Genomic DNA, 16,138 nt, shown 5'->3' with positions numbered 1-16,138 from the left:
TAGAAAGGGTGTTTGTTTTTGGCGAACAAGCGGGATTATTAATATTTATGCTCAATCTATCCATAGCGCTTCCGATTAAGGTGCAAAACGGTGGGCTGTTTATCTCCCGGGGCGTGGGTCGGCATCCGGCCCGCAGGCTGCGTTCGTGGGAGGTGCTGTTTGTTGAAAAAGGGACATTAGCGATTCAGGAGGAGGAGCGAATTTTTCACGTTGCCGCGGGCGATAGCCTGTTGCTCTGGCCCGGTCGCCGACACGTTGGTATCGAGGATTTTCCCGCCGACCTGAAATTCTACTGGCTGCATTTCGAGATTAGCGCCTCGGCATCGCCGCACCCGCTGTTAATGCAGTTAGCTATCCCTCAGCAGACCACGCTACACGACCCTCATTACCTGACATCGTTGTTTCGCCAGTTTCTCAACGAGCAGGAAAAAATTCAGCGCAACGCCTCGCTTGAACTGATTTTACTGTTGATATTGCAGCATATTTCGCTTTCGGCGCAGCAGGCGGAGCCAAAGGATGAAGGCGGCGCGGCGCTGGCATGGAAAGCCCAGCAGGTGATCCACACGCGCTACCATCTCCCGCTGTCGACTTCCATGTTAGCGCGGGAGCTGCACTGCAACGCGGACTATCTGGGGCGCGTTTATCGCCGCGTTTTCCACCTCACCATCACCGAAGCCATCCATCGCCAGCGGGTAAAGGCGGCGGAGAAGCTGCTGAGTAACCATGCAGGCTCACTAAAAGAAGTGGCCGAGCAGTGCGGTTTTGCCGATGTGGGGTATTTCCGACAAATTTTCCGTAAGCACACCGGGCTGACGCCCGCCGCGTGGAAGCGGCGGTACTGTAAGGAACATATCAATTCGGCCTGAGGCAAACGACTGAATTGACTCTGGCATTTATCAAAAAATGCCCATTCCCCACCTCGGATCAAAGCATATCGCCTCGCCGCTCTGGCACTCTTAGGGTTTATCTCTCGCAACGGAGTGGGGAATGAACCCGTTTATTGTCGCTGATTCTTTAAAGTGCATTGGCTGTCGAACCTGTGAAGTGGCCTGCGTAGTGGCGCATCAGGATGAACAGGCGTGTGCTAGCGTCTCGCGCGAGGCGTTTCTTCCTCGCATTCGGGTGGTGAAGGGCGGGATGTTTTCCACGGCGGTGGCCTGCCATCAGTGTGAAGATGCGCCGTGCAGTAACGTGTGCCCCACCGGCGCGATCCAGCGTGAAAACGGCGTGGTTGCTGTTCAGCAGGCACTGTGCATCGGTTGTAAGAGCTGTATGCTGGCGTGTCCTTTTGGGGCGATGAACGTCAGCGTGCAGGGGCGACGACCGCAGGCGATAAAGTGCGATTTATGCCGTCATCGCGAAGAAGGCCCCGCCTGCATGGCGGCCTGTCCGACGGGAGCGCTGGCCTGTGTTGACGTTAGCCAGCGCCCGGTGCCGGGATTAATGTAGGTTGTTGAAGTTCCAGCTGAACGTCAGGCTGTAGCGCCAGTCACGATTGTGGCTGTCGGTGGGCACATCGCCCACCGGGCGCGCGGCCTCTACCGTCAGGCTGTAGTGCTTGTTGTCGCCAAACATCACCCCGGTGGCAACAGACGCAAGCCGCTGATGCGGCAGCCCCGGCGCGTTAAACCAGGTCTGGGCGGTGTCGGTCAGCACGTACGGCTGCACGGTGGCAACCCAGCTGTTCTCTTTTATCGGATGCACGTAGCGAAGCTCAACCTGCCCACCATAACCGTAGTCACCGCTGGCCTCTCCGTCCTGGTAGCCGCGGCCAAAGCGCTGGGCACCGAAGCTGACGCGTTCAGGTTCGGGCAAGTCGTTATCTGACCAGTCACCCTCCATTGACGTGGAGAGGCGCCATTTGTCGGTGATCATCCAGGCCGCATCAATATTGCTTTTCCATAGCGTGAAGGAGAGATCGTTGCCGAAAGCCGGCGCGGCATCCGCCATTGACGAAATATCCACGCCCTGACGCAGCGTCAGCTTGCCGTTAATACTGGCGCGGTCGAATGCCTGCAGGCCGTTGATGCCGAACTCAAATGCCGGGTAGCGAACGTGGCTTTTGAGATCGAGGCTATCGACCGTTTGTGTGTTCTCAACCTGGCGGATGTGGTTGTCGTTCCGGCGGTCGGTGTAGTCGATGCCTCCATTGACGTTGAGCTGCTGCTTGCCGGTTAAGATAATCGGATAGCTGAACATCGCGCCGCCGTTATATTGCGTGGTTTCCTGCCGGGAATCTAAGTAGCCGCCCGAGTAGTACTGTAACGGCGTATAGTCCCGCGGGTTGTCGCGGTAGAAGCTGCCTTTGAGCTGCATCATCAGCCCGTCGTCGGTCAGGAACTGTTGATAGTTCAACCCTAAATAGGATTTCCGCGTTGAGCTGTCGAGTGGAATCAATGTCGCCAGCCCGAGCTGATCGCCATAGCTGGTTAAGTTGCTCAGCGACCCGGTGACGAAGGCCATGTTCTGGCTGCGACGGGTATCAATGGTCGATGAAATATCCCAGATATGCGGCTGAATACTTTTAGCCTGCATGGCCGCGGCGCCATAGATGTTTTGCGGCAGTTGCGCGCTGGCATCGACGGTGACGCCGGGGGTACGGGTCATCAACTGGGTATAGCGGTCGAAGGTTGCCTGTGTCAGCGGCTTCTCGGCCATGATTTTGGCTGCAAGCCGCTTTAAGCGCTCTGCCAGATTGGGGTTATTACTTTGAATGTCGCTGTGCGCAACATAGCCTTCCACTAGAACGATTTTGATCGTGCCGTCATGAAAGTTGTCATCCGGAAGCCACGCGTAGGAGAGCGGATAGCCGTCAGCGCGGTAGCGCAGCGTAATATCATTAATAAGCCCGACCAACGTTTTTAACGGAACCTGTTTGCGTGCATAGGGAACAAAAGGCTGCAAGAGCTCTTTTAACGGATATACCGTGCCGCCAATAAATTGAATATGATCGACTTTAATAAGCGTTTCCGGTGTTAATTTATTTTTAGGAACGCTTACGGTTAAACTCGGGGCTGCTGCAGGAGGGGCTTGCGGCGTGCTGTTATGTTCCGCTTTTGCCGGGTTATTGGGGTCAATCAATGCGGGTAATGTGTCTGCTCTGGCTATATTAAGCAGAACAACCCCCGATAGCGCATAAGCCAGGGTCGTTTTCATGACGCGTTCCTTGTGTATTTTATTGTGCAAGGATGATTATTGTTATTCTGCTGAAAAACGTGCCCCCATTGCGGGGGCACGGAAAGCATTAATAAATATATAGCTTATTTTTTTAACGTTAACCCGCTAAGCAGACCACCTAAAGGACTGGTCGTGGTAGTGGTTGAAGAGCTGCTGGCGCTGGCGTTAGCAGAGGTGCTGACGTTGAGCGTATTGGTTAATGAACTGACCGTGCCGCCCAGTGAAGCGCTCGCCAGCAGGCCACCGCTGCTGGTCTGGGTGCCGGTAGGTTTCACTAAGCCACCGGCATCCGTTACGATATTCCCAACGCTAGTGACCACCTGCCCGACGCCGCCCAGTGCCGGCGTTGAGGTGCTGACGTTGTTACCAAGCCCGCTTACGGTGGTGCCCACCTGGGTGAGCAGACCGTTAACCGGAGTGCCTAAACCGGTCGTTGTCCCGACGCCCTGAGTAACGCCCTGGACCCCAGAAAGCGTGTTATTGACGACGGAAGTCACGCCAGTTGTGGCGGCGACGGCACCTGGGCTTTGCAGGGTGCTGGTTAAGCCTGTGCCGGTGCTGCTGACAATCTGACCCGCGCTATTCACCACGTTGCCGACCAGCCCTGTCACCCCAGCAACCGGAGTGCCGGAGGTGCTGGTGGACAGGTTGCTACCCACGCCGGATACCGTATTCCCCAGCACCGTAACGGTACTGGTGGTGCCCTGCAGCGTCGTCCCCACGCCGTTAGGGTTTGATGAGTTCCCAACGCCGTTGGTTACGCCGGTTCCTAAGGTATCGACCGCGTTACCCACGCCGGTGACGGTAGTTGAAATGGTTGAGGTGACCGGGTTGTTGCCCGCCGTGCTGGTCAACTGACTACCCAGACCGCCCAACGTATCGCCCACGCCGGATACCGCTTTCCCGGTTTCACCCAGAATGCTGCTGCCAGCGGTTTGGCTGCCGCTACCCGAGTTGCCATTACCGTTCCCGCCGCCGCTACCATCGCCGCCGCCGGAGCCGTCTCCACCGCCAGAACCGCTACCCGAAGTGGTACCGTTTTTGGCCGTTGAATGTGAACCCCCGCCGCTTCCGCTACAGGCAGAGAGTGAGAAAGCAAGAAGCACCGCCATAGCAATTATGCTTAATTGGCTAATTTTTTTAGAGGCCATGATCTTATCTCCACCAGTTAAAAACGCCGAGTGCGTATTAGTCAGTGTATGGTGAAAATTAAGCCTTGCATGGGGCGTTTCTTTTCATACGAAAGTATGGAAAACTCTGATTTAACTTAAGCATAAACAAAGTCTGCTATGTAAATAAATATGCTCTTGAGAAACATGTTGTTACTCCATATTTAACATATTAAGCAATGATGAATAATGGGTGCGAGTGTTTAGTGGTAATAAAATAGCAGGCTGAAATTGGGAGTAATCCGAGTGGGGTAGTTAGGCTGTATTTCTATTTTCTTTTTCAAAAATAACAATGCAGATCACAGAAAAATATCAGCCTCCATATTTTGGAGGCTGATATATTATATTTTAACGCTGTTCATTCCAGGCTAATTCAATTTCTTCAGCAAGAATTTTGACACCGGCTTCAATTTTATCCGGCTCCGGCACATAGTTCATGCGCATACACTGGTGGGTATGCGGCCAGGGTTTATCCAGCCCAGGGAAGAAGAAATCACCGGGCACCATCAGGACGCCGCGTTTTTTCAGACGCTGATAGAGCACTTCGGTGGTAATCGGCAAATCTTTAAACCACAGCCACAGGAAGATGGCTCCTTCAGGCTTATGGATGAGGCAGCGCTCTTCCGGTAAATAGCGGCGAAGGATGGCGATGGTCTCCTGAACTCGCTGGTAGTAGAACGGCTTGATGACCGTTTCTGACAGTCGCAGCAGATCGTGGCGCTTAATCATTTCGCACATGATCGCCGGCCCAATGCCGCCCGGCGCAAGGCTGATGATACCGTTCATATTGCTGATGGCGGTGATAATCGACTCGTTGGCAATGATGATGCCGCAGCGGCTACCCGGCAGGCCGAGTTTGGACAGGCTCATGCACAGCACGGTGTTCGGGTTCCACAGCGGGCGCGCCTCGCTAAAGATGATTCCTGGGAAAGGAACACCGTAGGCATTATCGATAACCAGCGGGACGCCGTGCTGGTTGGCCAATGCATCGAGCTGTTTCAGTTCATCGTCGGTGATCACGTTACCCGTTGGGTTGGTCGGGCGTGAAACGCAGATCATCCCGGTGTCTTCACCGATCGGTAAATTATCGAAATCGACGTGATACTTAAACTGCCCTTCCGGGAGCAGTTCAATGTGCGGGCGGGTAGAGACAAACAGATCGTCTTCGAGGCCGGAATCCGCATAGCCAATGTACTCTGGCGTTAACGGGAACAGCACTTTGCGAGTAGAACCATCCGCGCGTCGTCCGGCGAACAGATTGAACAAGTAGAAAAATGCGCTTTGGCTGCCATTTGTCAGTGCAATATTCTGTGGGCCGATCTCCCAACCTAATTCATTGCGCAGCATATCGGCCAGGGCGACGAGCAGTTCATTTTTGCCCTGAGGACCATCGTAATTACACAGCGCTTCAGAGACTTTGCCGCTTTCCAGCATCTCCGCCAGTAGATTATTGAAGTACGCGTTCATCTCAGGGATCTGCGCCGGGTTACCGCCGCCTAGCATGATGGCACCTGGAGTGCGTAAACCGTCGTTGAGGTCTTCCATCAGGCGGGTAATGCCCGAATGGCGGGTGAATTTGTCGCCAAAAAGTGAAAATGTCATAGCCGAGCTTCTATTGCTTGTTCTGTGAAGCCGATAACGATAACGCCACTGACGATGGGGTGCAAATGACCTCGCGGAAGGTACTTTAGCGAATAACGCGTGATATTTGTGTTTATGCAGTCATTTATTCTAAAGGAGCCCGTATGATAAATACGGGCCATGATAAGAAAAAATTATGGCTTACCAGCCCAGACGACCATCACTTTATCTCCACCCATTTGACGAACAAAACCATAGCCTTGTGGGAGAGTAAGAGTGGTTTGCTTGCCCGCGCCGATAGCAGGGTGACGGGCGCGGAACTGGCCCAGCGTTTGCCAGTGTGTGACCGCGGCGGCGGATTGACCGGTGACGTCCTGCCAGTTCATCTGTGAGCGAGTGCCCTGTAGCGGGTCTGAGCCGGTTGGCCCAAAGGGACGATTGGACTCATCACCGTAGAAGATCTGCACAGCGCCGGGAGCAAGCAGCAACAGTTCAGCGGCGTTATTGCCTTTTTCGCGGAACAGGCGGGTATCGTGTGATGATAGGTAGCTTAAGACGTTGAAGCTTTGCAGCTTGTCGGCCATCTGCTGCCAGGTCATATCGATATTGGCCAGGCAGTCGGTAGCTTTTGCCGCCTGATCCTGGTAATCGAAGTTGATCATCGCATCAAAACCGTGGCGGTAGTACTCGCTCTCCATTACGCCGTGTCCCCAGGCTTCGCCGGTCATCCAGAACGGCGCTGCGTCGAGCGCTTTTTGAGGGTTGGCTTTCTTCCACTCGGCTAGCGCCTCGATAGATTGCGCTTTGAGTTGCTGCCAGGCGGCCATCTCAACGTGTTTGGCGGTATCCAAGCGGAAACCGTCAATACCGTAGTCGCGCACCCATTGGCTGAGCCAGTGATTCAGATAGTCGCGTGGCGTAAAGCCCTCGATGGCGCTGGCGTGGGTATCCGGCTTGTTGCGGTAGAAATTCGGCAGCCCGCTCGGCGTGGTGGACTCGGTCTTGAGGTCCGGCAGGAATGCCAGCGACATGGTTAAATCATCAAACCCGGGGTTGTCGTAATCACCAATATCGGTGCGGACCCACGCTTTGCCCCACCATTTTTCCCACGCGGCTTTATCGCTAAAGTTGATGTAATCGTTAAAGCTATGCCAGGTCTGGCCAGGGCCTGGCTTCCAGTCCGTCCACCGCTGGCCCAGCGTTTTGGTGATGTCATCGCCTTTAAGATAGAGCGCGCCGAACTGGTACTGCTGCATATCGGCAAGGGTAGCGTAGCCGGTGTGGTTCATCACCACGTCAAACAGAATGCGTATGCCGCGCTGATGTGCGCCATCCACCAACGCACGCAGGTCGTCTTCGGTACCCATATTGGCGTCCAGACGCGTCCAGTCCTGGGTGTAGTAGCCGTGATAGGCATAATGCGGGAAGTCGCCTTTTGTGCCACCGCCAACCCAGCCGTGGATCTGCTCGAGCGGAGAGCTAATCCACAGCGCATTGACCCCCAGTTTTTGCAGATAGTCGAGCTTGCTGGTCAAGCCTTTCAGATCGCCGCCGTGGAAGGTGCCAATCTCTTGCATGCCGTCGTTATGACGACCATAGCTATGGTCGTTGCTTGGGTCGCCGTTGACGTAACGGTCGGTCAGTACGAAATAGACCGTGGCGTTGTGCCAGCTAAACGGCGCAGTGCTGGAGACCTCTAAGCTTTCAAGCAACAGGAGGCCGTTGCTGTTATCGGCCGGGCGCAGCGTGATCTTTCCCTGCTTTACCGTTGCCGTCTGGCCGCTGTAAAAATCGCGCACGGTGCTGCCTTCCGGGAAGGTGTTGGCGACATCCAGCGTCAGCGGTTTGCCGTCCCAGCGCGGGCACTGGCGAACGGCTATGGTGTTTGCGCCGTCCTGGGCATCGTTTTGTACCGCAATGGTGAGCGTGGGTGTTCCTGAGCGGGTATCAACCTCCAGTACGTAACTGCCGTCACGAAATAGACGCCACTGCGGCGCTTCGCCCTGGCACGGTTCCAGCGACAACATTTGGTTGAGGCGAATGGGTGAAGAGGGCTGCCAGCACTGTTGGTCAAAATTCAGTCTTAGCGGGCGAGTACCCTTAGCGAGCATTTTTTGGCTGCTGAACTTGCCGGTGCCTTCCGCTGAAAAAGCAGGAAAGCCCTCGCTGGACCAGCTAGCTGCGCCAGCAAAAGTGGGAATCAGTAGCGGTATCAGGGCGGCGAATTTCATTCCGGGATCCTTGTGCCAACGAATTTTTCCTTAGTGTGCCAGTCGCTTATCGCGCTGTACTCATCCTGGCAAAAGGAGGAGAAGCAGGGCTGAGTGATAGAGGTCAAAAAATGAACTAAAATGAGAGGTGGCTGACATTTTGCCTGCGCAATTTGTCTTATGCTGAATCGCGTCCACATGCCGATTCGGAATCGGACTATTTCCTGAGCGTGCGTTGGCGGGGTATTTTTGCTATAATTTGAGATTCAGCTCTCAATTTTTTGAAATAATAAGGCGTTGGAATGATTAAATCCGACCAGGAGACCTAATGATATCGACTCCCATTCGACGATATGGGGCCGCGATACTTATGTTACTCATCTGGACTTTTTCAGGTGGGGTGTTTGCAACAACACACACGGTAACGAAGCATCAAAAAGCCTCGGTAACAAAACATACGAAGGCGACGGCACCAAAAGTAACAAAGGCAAGTTATAGCAAGGCAAGCAGTAAACAAGAGTATTCTCGCAATAGTGTAAAGAGCAGTTCACTTCCTGATTTGCGAAAATACCCTTCCGGAACCCTAAGGAAAAGAGCGTTTCTCCGGACGGTAATGCCTTATATCACAAGCCAAAATGCAGCTATCACTGCCGATCGTAACTGGCTGGTTTCTAAGCAGTACGAAGGCCGCTGGTCGCCGTCTGAACGTGCGCGTCTAAAAGATATCGCTGCGCGCTACAAAGTCAGCTGGAACGGCAACACCCGTAAGGTGCCGTGGAACTCGCTGCTTGAGCGTGTTGATATTATTCCAGGCAGTATGGTCGCAACGATGGCAGCTGCTGAAAGCGGCTGGGGTACCTCTAAGCTGGCGCGCGCCAATAACAACCTGTTCGGCATGAAATGCGGGAAAGGCTGTAAAAATGGCTCAGGTTCAGTGAATGGTTACACCAAGTTTGATTCCGTAAAGGAGTCCGTTCAGGCCTACGCAGCTAACCTGAATACGCACCCGGCGTATGCCTCGTTCCGTAAATCTCGCGCCCAGATGCGTAAGTCGGATCAGGAACTCACCGCCACGGCGATGATTCATAAGCTGAAAGGGTATTCGACCAAGGGGTCTAGCTATAACGACTACCTGTTCGCGATGTACCAGGACAACCAGCGTCTGATTGCTGCACATATGTAATCGGCGCGGTATTGAAAAAAGGCCTTCCACTGGAAGGCCTTTTTTTATGTCTCTGGCTTAAGTCTGAATCAAGGATTCACTGTGCTGCTCGCGATACTCTTTTGGCGTGGTGTCGTACTCTTTCTTAAACACTGAATAGAAATACTGCAGCGAGGGATAGCCGCACATCTGCGAGATCTCGTTAATGGATAGTGAGGTTGAAACCAGCAGGCTGCGGGCTTTTTCCAGCTTTTCGCTGTGGATCACCGCATGAATCGTTTCCCCTACCTCTTCTTTAAAACGCTTCTCGAGGTTTGAGCGGGATATCCCCACCGAGTCCAGCACCTGCTCGACCTTAATGCCCTTACAGGCGTTATTGCGAATGTAGTGCATCGCCTGAATTACCGCCGGATCGTTCAAAGAGCGGTAGTCGGTGGAGCGTCGCTCCATCACCCGCATCGGAGGGACCAGCACGCGCTGGAGCGGCAGGACTTCGTTATCGAGCAACCTTTGCATCAGTTTAGCTGCTTGATACCCCATCTGCCTGGCCCCTTGCGCCACCGAGGAGAGGGCCACGCGCGAGAGATAGCGCGTCAACTCTTCATTATCGATGCCAATCACGCATAGCTTCTCCGGTACCGGAATATGCAGATGCTCGCAGGCTTGCAGGACATGGCGGGCACGAGAGTCGGTAACGGCGATAATGCCGGTTTGCGGCGGGAGGGTTTGCAGCCAATCGGCCAGCCGATTTTGCGCATGCTGCCAGTTTTCCGGGGCGGTCTGCTGGCCCTGGTAGATGACGCCGCGATATTTCTCTTTGGCGACGATCTGGCTAAAGGCATATTCGCGCTCCTCGGCCCAGCGTTTACCGCTAGCGGAGGGCAGCCCGTAAAACGCAAAGCGATGCACCCCTTTTTCCTTCAGGTGCAGAAAGGCGCTTTCAACCAGCGCGTAGTTATCGGTGGCGATATAGTGAACGGGAGGATACTGCTCCTGGCGGTGATAGGAGCCGCCTACACCGACGATGGGGACGTTAACGTCGGTCAGGAGCGCTTCGATAGTCGGGTCGTCGTAGTCGGCGATAACGCCATCGCCCAGCCACTCTTTGATGTTTTCGATACGTGCGCGGAAGTCTTCTTCTATGAAGATATCCCACTCAGATTGCGACGCCTGTAAGTATTCGCCCACGCCTTCAACCACCTGACGGTCAAAGGCTTTATTGGCATTGAATAGCAGCGTCACGCGGTGACGTTTTCCAAACATGGTTCAGGGTTCCTCGTGAATCATGAGGGGTGTTGCCGTCATGGGGAACGGCAACACCACGGCTGGGCAATCAAGCACGCCGTTTGGTTGCGGAATCCATCCAGACGGCAAGTAATAAAATTGCACCTTTGACGATATATTGCCAGAAAGTGGGCACGTCCATCATACTCATTCCGTTGTCGAGTGAAGCCATAATAAATGCCCCCATCACCGCACCGGCCACGCTACCGACACCGCCCGCCAGGCTGGTTCCGCCGATAACGCAGGCGGCAATGGCATCCAGTTCGGCAATGTTCCCGGCAGACGGCGAACCCGCCCCCAGACGTGAGCTAAGGATCAGCCCAGCAATTGCGACCATCAGGCCATTAATGGCAAAGACCGCAAGCTTATTGCGCTCAACGTTAATACCGGAGAGACGCGCCGCTTCGATATTGCCGCCAATGGCGTAAATGCGCCGACCAAAGGCGGTGCGGGTTGCCATAAACATCCCTGCTAATAACAGCAGTGTAAGCAGCAGAACCGGTGTCGGGACGCCGCGATAATCGTTGAGCAACCAGATGGCGCCCAGCACAATCACCGCCGTCAGCGCCTGACGCCCCACCACGCCGCTGGATGCTGGTGTACCGAGCCCCATCGACTGACGGCGCATCCGCCCGCGCCATTGCCAGGCCACAAACGCCATCAGCCCGATGGCGCCGAAGGTAAAGCCGATGCCGTTTGGCAGGTAGCTTTGACCAATCTGCGACATGGCCGCGCTGGTAGGGGAAACGGTGGTGCCGTTAGTGATGCCAATCAGAATGCCGCGGAAGGCGAGCATCCCGGCCAGGGTGACGATAAACGACGGCACTTTGCGATAGGCCACCCACCACCCGTTCCAGGCACCGAGCACCAGGCCCATCGCCAGTGTAACGACAATGGTCAGCGGTAGCGGCCAGCCCAACCAGACGTCAAAAATAGCCGCAGCACCGCCCAGCAGGCCCATCATGGAGCCGACGGAGAGGTCGATTTCGGCGGAGATAATCACAAACACCATGCCGACGGCGAGAATGCCGGTGATGGCGGTCTGGCGCAGCAGGTTAGAGACGTTTCGCGCACTGAGGTAAGCGCCCTCGGTGGTCCAGGTGAAGAACAGCATAATCACAATAATGGCCGCGATCATGACGAAGACCTGCAGGTTAAGCGATTTTAGCCGCAATGCAGGGGCGGATGCAGGGGCCGCCAGTTTGATTTCAGACGGGTTGTTTTTCGACATGACGTTCACTCCTTAAGGCGGCTTCCATCACTTGTTCCTGAGTCAGATTGTCGTTGACCAGGTTGGCTTTTAATTTCCCTTCATGCATTACCAGCACCCGGTCGCTCAGACCCAGTACCTCCGGCAATTCAGAAGAGATAACGATGACGGCAATCCCTTGCTGCACCAGTTGATTGATAAGCTTGTAGATTTCGTATTTCGCGCCGATATCGATCCCGCGCGTGGGTTCATCCAGAATGAGGATGCGTGGATTGAGCAGCAGACAGCGCGCCAGAATGGCTTTTTGCTGGTTGCCGCCGCTCAGGCGACCAATGGCGAGATCCGGCGAAGAGGTTTTGACCTTCAGGCGTTGAATGGATTGCAAAATGCACTGCTGCTCTTTGGCGTCATCAAGGCTGCTGAGCGCGCCGCTGAAGTCGCTCAGCGCGGCAAGCGTAATGTTCTTACCGACCGCCATCACCGGCACGATACCGTCTTTTTTGCGGTCCTCCGGTACCATCGCAATGCCGTGGGCGATGGCCTGCTGGCAGTTGCGGATATCTACCGGCTTACCATCAATAAAGATTTTTCCCTCCCAGCGCCCGCGCCATACGCCAAACAGGCACTGTACCGCCTCGGTTCTCCCGGCGCCGACCAAGCCCGCGATACCGAGGATCTCCCCACGCTTGAGGTTAAAGGAGATATCGTTAACGCGTTTAATATGGCGGTTCACGGGGTGCCAGGCGGTGAGATGCTCCACGCGTAGAATTTCGTCACCGGCGGAGTGAGGTTCGCTCGGATAAAGCGCGGTCAGTTCGCGCCCAACCATCATGGTGATGATGTCATCTTCGGTCATGTTGGTGGCATCGCGGGTACCAATGTGCTGGCCGTCGCGGATCACGCAGATGGTGTCTGAGATGGCTTTGACTTCGTTGAGCTTGTGGGAGATGTAGACGCAGGCGATGCCGTGGTTCTGCAGATCGCGAATAATCCCCAGCAGCACGCCGGTTTCCTGTTCGGTTAACGACGCGGTGGGTTCGTCAAGGATCAGCAGTCGCACCTGTTTATTCAGCGCCTTAGCAATTTCAACCAGTTGCTGTTGCCCGAGCCCTAAATCTCCCACTCGCGTATCCGGCGAAATGGCCAGGTTGACCTGCGCGAGCAGCTTTTCGCAGCGCAGCGTCATGGTGTCGTAATCCAGCACGCCGTGGCGGCTAATTTCCGCACCGAGGAAAATGTTCTCTAGCACGGTCAGATGCTTAACCAGCGCCAGCTCCTGGTGAATAATGGCAATGCCTTTGCGCTCGGTGTCGCGAATATGCGTCGGCTGTAGCGTCTCACCGGCAAAAACGATTTCCCCTTCATAGCTGCCATGCGGGTAAATACCGCATAGCACCTTCATTAAAGTCGATTTCCCTGAACCATTTTCGCCGCACAGGGAAACCACCTCGCCGGGGTTTAATCGCAGGCTGACATTATCAATCGCCTTCACCACCCCGAAGGTTTTGGTGATGTTTTTCATTTCGAGTAAATACGGCATAAGTGCTTGTGCTCCGCGTAAGCCAGGCTGCCCCAGCGCGAGGCCGGGGCGGGCCGTTTAGAGTTCGCTCTTCTTATGGAAACCGTCTTTCACTACGGTCTCGTCAATATTGGTTTTATTGACTTCAATCGGGGTCAGCAGGCGGGACGGTACATCTTTCAGCCCGTTATTCAGCGTGGCATCGGCTTTAGGCTGTTTTCCGTTACCGAGTTCGACGGCAATTTCTGCCGCGCTGTTGGCCAGCAATGTAATCGGCTTATACACGGTCATGGTCTGCGTGCCGTTGATGATGCGCTTCACGCCAGCCAGATCGGCATCCTGGCCAGAAATGGCCACTTTGCCAGCCAGGCCCTGGGCGCTGAGTGCCTGAATGGCGCCGCCTGCGGTGGCATCGTTTGAGGCGACCACGGCATCCACTTTGTTATTGTTGGCGGTGAGGGCGTTTTCCATAATTTTCAGCGCATTTTCCGGCAGCCAGCCGTCAACCCATTGATCGCCTACGACTTTAATCTTGCCGTCATCAATATAAGGTTTTAATACTTTCATCTGCCCGGCGCGGAACAGCTTGGCATTATTATCAACCGGTGAGCCGCCCATCAGGAAATAATTTCCCTGAGGGACCTGGTTGACCAGACTTTGTGCCTGCATTTCACCGACTTTTTCATTGTCGAAGGAGATATAAAAATCAATATCCGCATTATTAATCATGCGGTCATAGGCTAATACTTTAATGCCTTCTTGTTTGGCTTCTTTAATTACGTTGCTAAGTACTTGCCCGTTATAAGGAATAATGACAAGGACATCCACGCCGCGGTTGATCATATTTTCTATCTGCGACATTTGCGTCTCTTCGTTACCGTTGGCGGACTGCACGAAGACCTGTGCGCCCAGCTGTTCGGCCTTGTTCACGAAGATGTCGCGGTCTTTTTGCCAGCGCTCCAGGCGCAGGTCATCAATAGCCATACCGATTTTAACTTCTTTAGCACTGCTCGCCATGCTGGTGAGAAGTAGCGATGCGCAGAGTGTGAGGCAAAGGTTCTTTATCTTCATAATCGTAATGCCTTCTGTAGGGATAGGAGATGAGATTGGCGATAAAAGAAACAGAGATGACTTAACACGCAGCAAATTTTTAACATGTATACGCCTGCTGGCAATTACAGATTTTTATCTTCCCATTACGATATTTCGTTTAATTGTCAATTTTTGACCGCGATCTGATTTTAAAATTACTTTATGCAAAATTTGCTGACATAAAGGGAGACGGATTCCTATTTATTTTGCGAGCCAGCGCACATTTGTGGATTCTCTTAATAGCAGTGTGAAATAACGTAATTGAGCTACCGCAAATCAGAATTCAGTATTACAACACGAAGTATTCCTCGCCGCGTGTCAGATTATGGAGTTCATTATGCAAGCTTATTTCGACCAACTGGATCGTGTTCGTTTCGAAGGCCCAAAAACCGAAAATCCGCTGGCTTTCCGCCACTACAACCCAGATGAACTCGTGCTGGGCAAACGTATGGAAGACCACCTGCGCTTTGCTGCCTGCTACTGGCATACCTTCTGCTGGAACGGCGCGGATATGTTTGGTGTCGGCTCATTCGATCGCCCTTGGCAGCAGCCAGGCGAAGCCATTGAGCGTGCGAAACGCAAAGCTGACGTGGCGTTTGAGTTTTTCCATAAACTGAACGTGCCTTACTACTGCTTCCACGACGTGGACGTCTCCCCGGAAGGCGCCAACCTGAAAGAGTATCTGAATAACTTTGCTCAGATGGTGGACGTGCTGGCTGAAAAACAGCAGCAGAGCGGCGTGAAGTTACTGTGGGGTACCGCAAACTGCTTCACTAACCCACGCTACGGCGCGGGCGCAGCGACTAACCCGGACCCAGAAGTCTTTAGCTGGGCGGCGACTCAGGTGTTCACCGCCATGAATGCAACCCATAAACTGGGTGGCGAAAACTACGTGCTGTGGGGCGGTCGCGAAGGCTATGAATCACTGCTGAATACCGATCTGCGTCAGGAACGTGAACAGATTGGCCGCTTCATGCAGATGGTGGTTGAGCACAAACACAAAATTGGCTTCCAGGGCACGCTGCTTATCGAGCCGAAACCTCAGGAACCGACCAAACACCAGTATGACTACGATGCATCAACCGTTTATGGCTTCCTGAAGCAGTTCGGTCTGGAAAAAGAGATTAAGCTCAACATTGAAGCGAACCACGCTACGCTGGCGGGCCACTCTTTCCATCACGAAATTGCGACCGCCATTGCGCTGGGCCTGTTTGGTTCCGTCGATGCGAACCGCGGTGACCCGCAGCTGGGTTGGGATACCGACCAGTTCCCGAACAGCGTAGAAGAAAATGCGCTGGTGATGTACGAAATCCTGAAAGCGGGCGGCTTTACCACCGGTGGCCTGAACTTCGATGCGAAAGTTCGTCGTCAAAGCACCGATAAATATGACCTGTTCTACGGCCATATCGGCGCGATGGACACGATGGCGCTGTCCCTGAAAGTGGCGGCCCGTATGATTGAAGGCGGCGAGCTGGATAAACGTGTGGCGAAACGCTATGCGGGTTGGAACGGCGAACTGGGTCAGCAGATCCTCAAAGGTCAGATGTCACTGCAGGATCTGGCGAAATATGCTGAACAGCATCAGCTGGCGCCGCAGCACCAGAGCGGCCATCAGGAACTGCTGGAAGGGCTGGTAAACCACTACCTGTTCGACAAGTAAGTTCATCACGCATTTCGCAGTATACCGTGCCCGGGAGCGCAAGCTTGCCGGGCATCGTACCACCTAAAGGAGCA

The 16,138-nt window shown here is 54.2% G+C and carries 12 protein-coding genes; 4 read left to right on the top strand and 8 right to left on the bottom strand.

All coding sequences use genetic code 11. The annotated features are described in order from the left end of the window. Positions 1–47 precede the first annotated feature (47 nt). On the top strand, positions 48–866 hold the full coding sequence (locus HII27_RS08270; protein ID WP_185667452.1) for an AraC family transcriptional regulator: 819 nt from the start codon (positions 48–50) through the stop codon (positions 864–866). A gap of 121 nt (positions 867–987) precedes the next feature. Beyond that, positions 988–1,449 (top strand): 4Fe-4S dicluster domain-containing protein, encoded by a 462-nt coding sequence (locus tag HII27_RS08265; protein WP_185667451.1) that lies wholly within the window; start codon positions 988–990, stop codon positions 1,447–1,449. Here HII27_RS08265 and HII27_RS08260 read toward each other — a convergent pair. The 4 genes from HII27_RS08260 to HII27_RS08245 form a co-directional block, all read right to left on the bottom strand. Beyond that, positions 1,441–3,156, bottom strand: a complete 1,716-nt coding sequence (locus HII27_RS08260) for a ShlB/FhaC/HecB family hemolysin secretion/activation protein (RefSeq protein WP_185667450.1) — start codon at positions 3,154–3,156, stop codon at positions 1,441–1,443. The two genes, HII27_RS08265 and HII27_RS08260, sit on opposite strands and share 9 nt — an antisense overlap. 104 nt (positions 3,157–3,260) lie before the next feature. Further along, positions 3,261–4,328: a collagen-like triple helix repeat-containing protein gene (locus HII27_RS08255; protein WP_185667449.1), complete on the bottom strand. Its 1,068-nt coding sequence runs from the start codon at positions 4,326–4,328 to the stop codon at positions 3,261–3,263. A gap of 366 nt (positions 4,329–4,694) precedes the next feature. Beyond that, on the bottom strand, positions 4,695–5,948 hold the full coding sequence (avtA, locus tag HII27_RS08250; RefSeq protein ID WP_185667448.1) for a valine--pyruvate transaminase: 1,254 nt from the start codon (positions 5,946–5,948) through the stop codon (positions 4,695–4,697). 173 nt (positions 5,949–6,121) lie between these two features. Then, complete coding sequence (locus HII27_RS08245) at positions 6,122–8,158, bottom strand: alpha-amylase (RefSeq protein ID WP_185667447.1); 2,037 nt, start codon at positions 8,156–8,158, stop codon at positions 6,122–6,124. Between the two features lie 307 nt (positions 8,159–8,465). On the opposite strand from HII27_RS08245, the gene HII27_RS08240 reads away from it, so the two are divergent. Beyond that, complete coding sequence (locus HII27_RS08240; protein WP_185667446.1) at positions 8,466–9,320, top strand: protein bax; 855 nt, start codon at positions 8,466–8,468, stop codon at positions 9,318–9,320. Positions 9,321–9,377: 57 nt separating this feature from the next. On the opposite strand, the gene xylR is transcribed toward HII27_RS08240, so the two are convergent. The 4 genes from xylR to xylF form a co-directional block, all read right to left on the bottom strand. Next, complete coding sequence (xylR, locus tag HII27_RS08235; protein ID WP_185667445.1) at positions 9,378–10,562, bottom strand: D-xylose utilization transcriptional activator XylR; 1,185 nt, start codon at positions 10,560–10,562, stop codon at positions 9,378–9,380. A gap of 70 nt (positions 10,563–10,632) precedes the next feature. Continuing rightward, positions 10,633–11,814 (bottom strand): xylose ABC transporter permease XylH, encoded by a 1,182-nt coding sequence (gene xylH / locus HII27_RS08230; protein WP_185667444.1) that lies wholly within the window; start codon positions 11,812–11,814, stop codon positions 10,633–10,635. Further along, positions 11,792–13,333 (bottom strand): xylose ABC transporter ATP-binding protein, encoded by a 1,542-nt coding sequence (locus HII27_RS08225; RefSeq protein ID WP_185667443.1) that lies wholly within the window; start codon positions 13,331–13,333, stop codon positions 11,792–11,794. The genes xylH and HII27_RS08225 overlap by 23 nt, the downstream gene beginning before the upstream one ends. 57 nt (positions 13,334–13,390) lie before the next feature. Further along, positions 13,391–14,383 (bottom strand): D-xylose ABC transporter substrate-binding protein, encoded by a 993-nt coding sequence (xylF, locus tag HII27_RS08220; protein ID WP_185667442.1) that lies wholly within the window; start codon positions 14,381–14,383, stop codon positions 13,391–13,393. 358 nt (positions 14,384–14,741) lie between these two features. Here xylF and xylA point away from each other — a divergent pair, with 358 nt between their 5' ends. Continuing rightward, a complete protein-coding gene (gene xylA / locus HII27_RS08215) occupies positions 14,742–16,064 on the top strand; it encodes a xylose isomerase (protein WP_185667441.1) in 1,323 nt (440 codons plus the stop codon). Positions 16,065–16,138: the final 74 nt, after the last annotated feature.

This window comes from Kluyvera sichuanensis (assembly GCF_014218705.1).
Classification (GTDB): Bacteria; Pseudomonadota; Gammaproteobacteria; order Enterobacterales; family Enterobacteriaceae; genus Kluyvera; species Kluyvera sichuanensis.
The sequence above is the reverse complement of the archived record's forward strand: the minus strand, read 5'-3'. Positions and strand labels throughout refer to the sequence as shown.

What these genes read in the sequence shown, in the direction of transcription:
- HII27_RS08270 (WP_185667452.1), top strand. Translation starts at nt 48, where the DNA reads ATGCTCAATCTATCCATAGCGCTTCCGATTAAGGTGCAAAACGGTGGG.
- HII27_RS08265 (WP_185667451.1), top strand. Translation starts at nt 988, where the DNA reads ATGAACCCGTTTATTGTCGCTGATTCTTTAAAGTGCATTGGCTGTCGA.
- HII27_RS08260 (WP_185667450.1), bottom strand. Translation starts at nt 3,156, where the DNA reads ATGAAAACGACCCTGGCTTATGCGCTATCGGGGGTTGTTCTGCTTAAT.
- HII27_RS08255 (WP_185667449.1), bottom strand. Translation starts at nt 4,328, where the DNA reads ATGGCCTCTAAAAAAATTAGCCAATTAAGCATAATTGCTATGGCGGTG.
- avtA (WP_185667448.1), bottom strand. Translation starts at nt 5,948, where the DNA reads ATGACATTTTCACTTTTTGGCGACAAATTCACCCGCCATTCGGGCATT.
- HII27_RS08245 (WP_185667447.1), bottom strand. Translation starts at nt 8,158, where the DNA reads ATGAAATTCGCCGCCCTGATACCGCTACTGATTCCCACTTTTGCTGGC.
- HII27_RS08240 (WP_185667446.1), top strand. Translation starts at nt 8,466, where the DNA reads ATGATATCGACTCCCATTCGACGATATGGGGCCGCGATACTTATGTTA.
- xylR (WP_185667445.1), bottom strand. Translation starts at nt 10,562, where the DNA reads ATGTTTGGAAAACGTCACCGCGTGACGCTGCTATTCAATGCCAATAAA.
- xylH (WP_185667444.1), bottom strand. Translation starts at nt 11,814, where the DNA reads ATGTCGAAAAACAACCCGTCTGAAATCAAACTGGCGGCCCCTGCATCC.
- HII27_RS08225 (WP_185667443.1), bottom strand. Translation starts at nt 13,333, where the DNA reads ATGCCGTATTTACTCGAAATGAAAAACATCACCAAAACCTTCGGGGTG.
- xylF (WP_185667442.1), bottom strand. Translation starts at nt 14,383, where the DNA reads ATGAAGATAAAGAACCTTTGCCTCACACTCTGCGCATCGCTACTTCTC.
- xylA (WP_185667441.1), top strand. Translation starts at nt 14,742, where the DNA reads ATGCAAGCTTATTTCGACCAACTGGATCGTGTTCGTTTCGAAGGCCCA.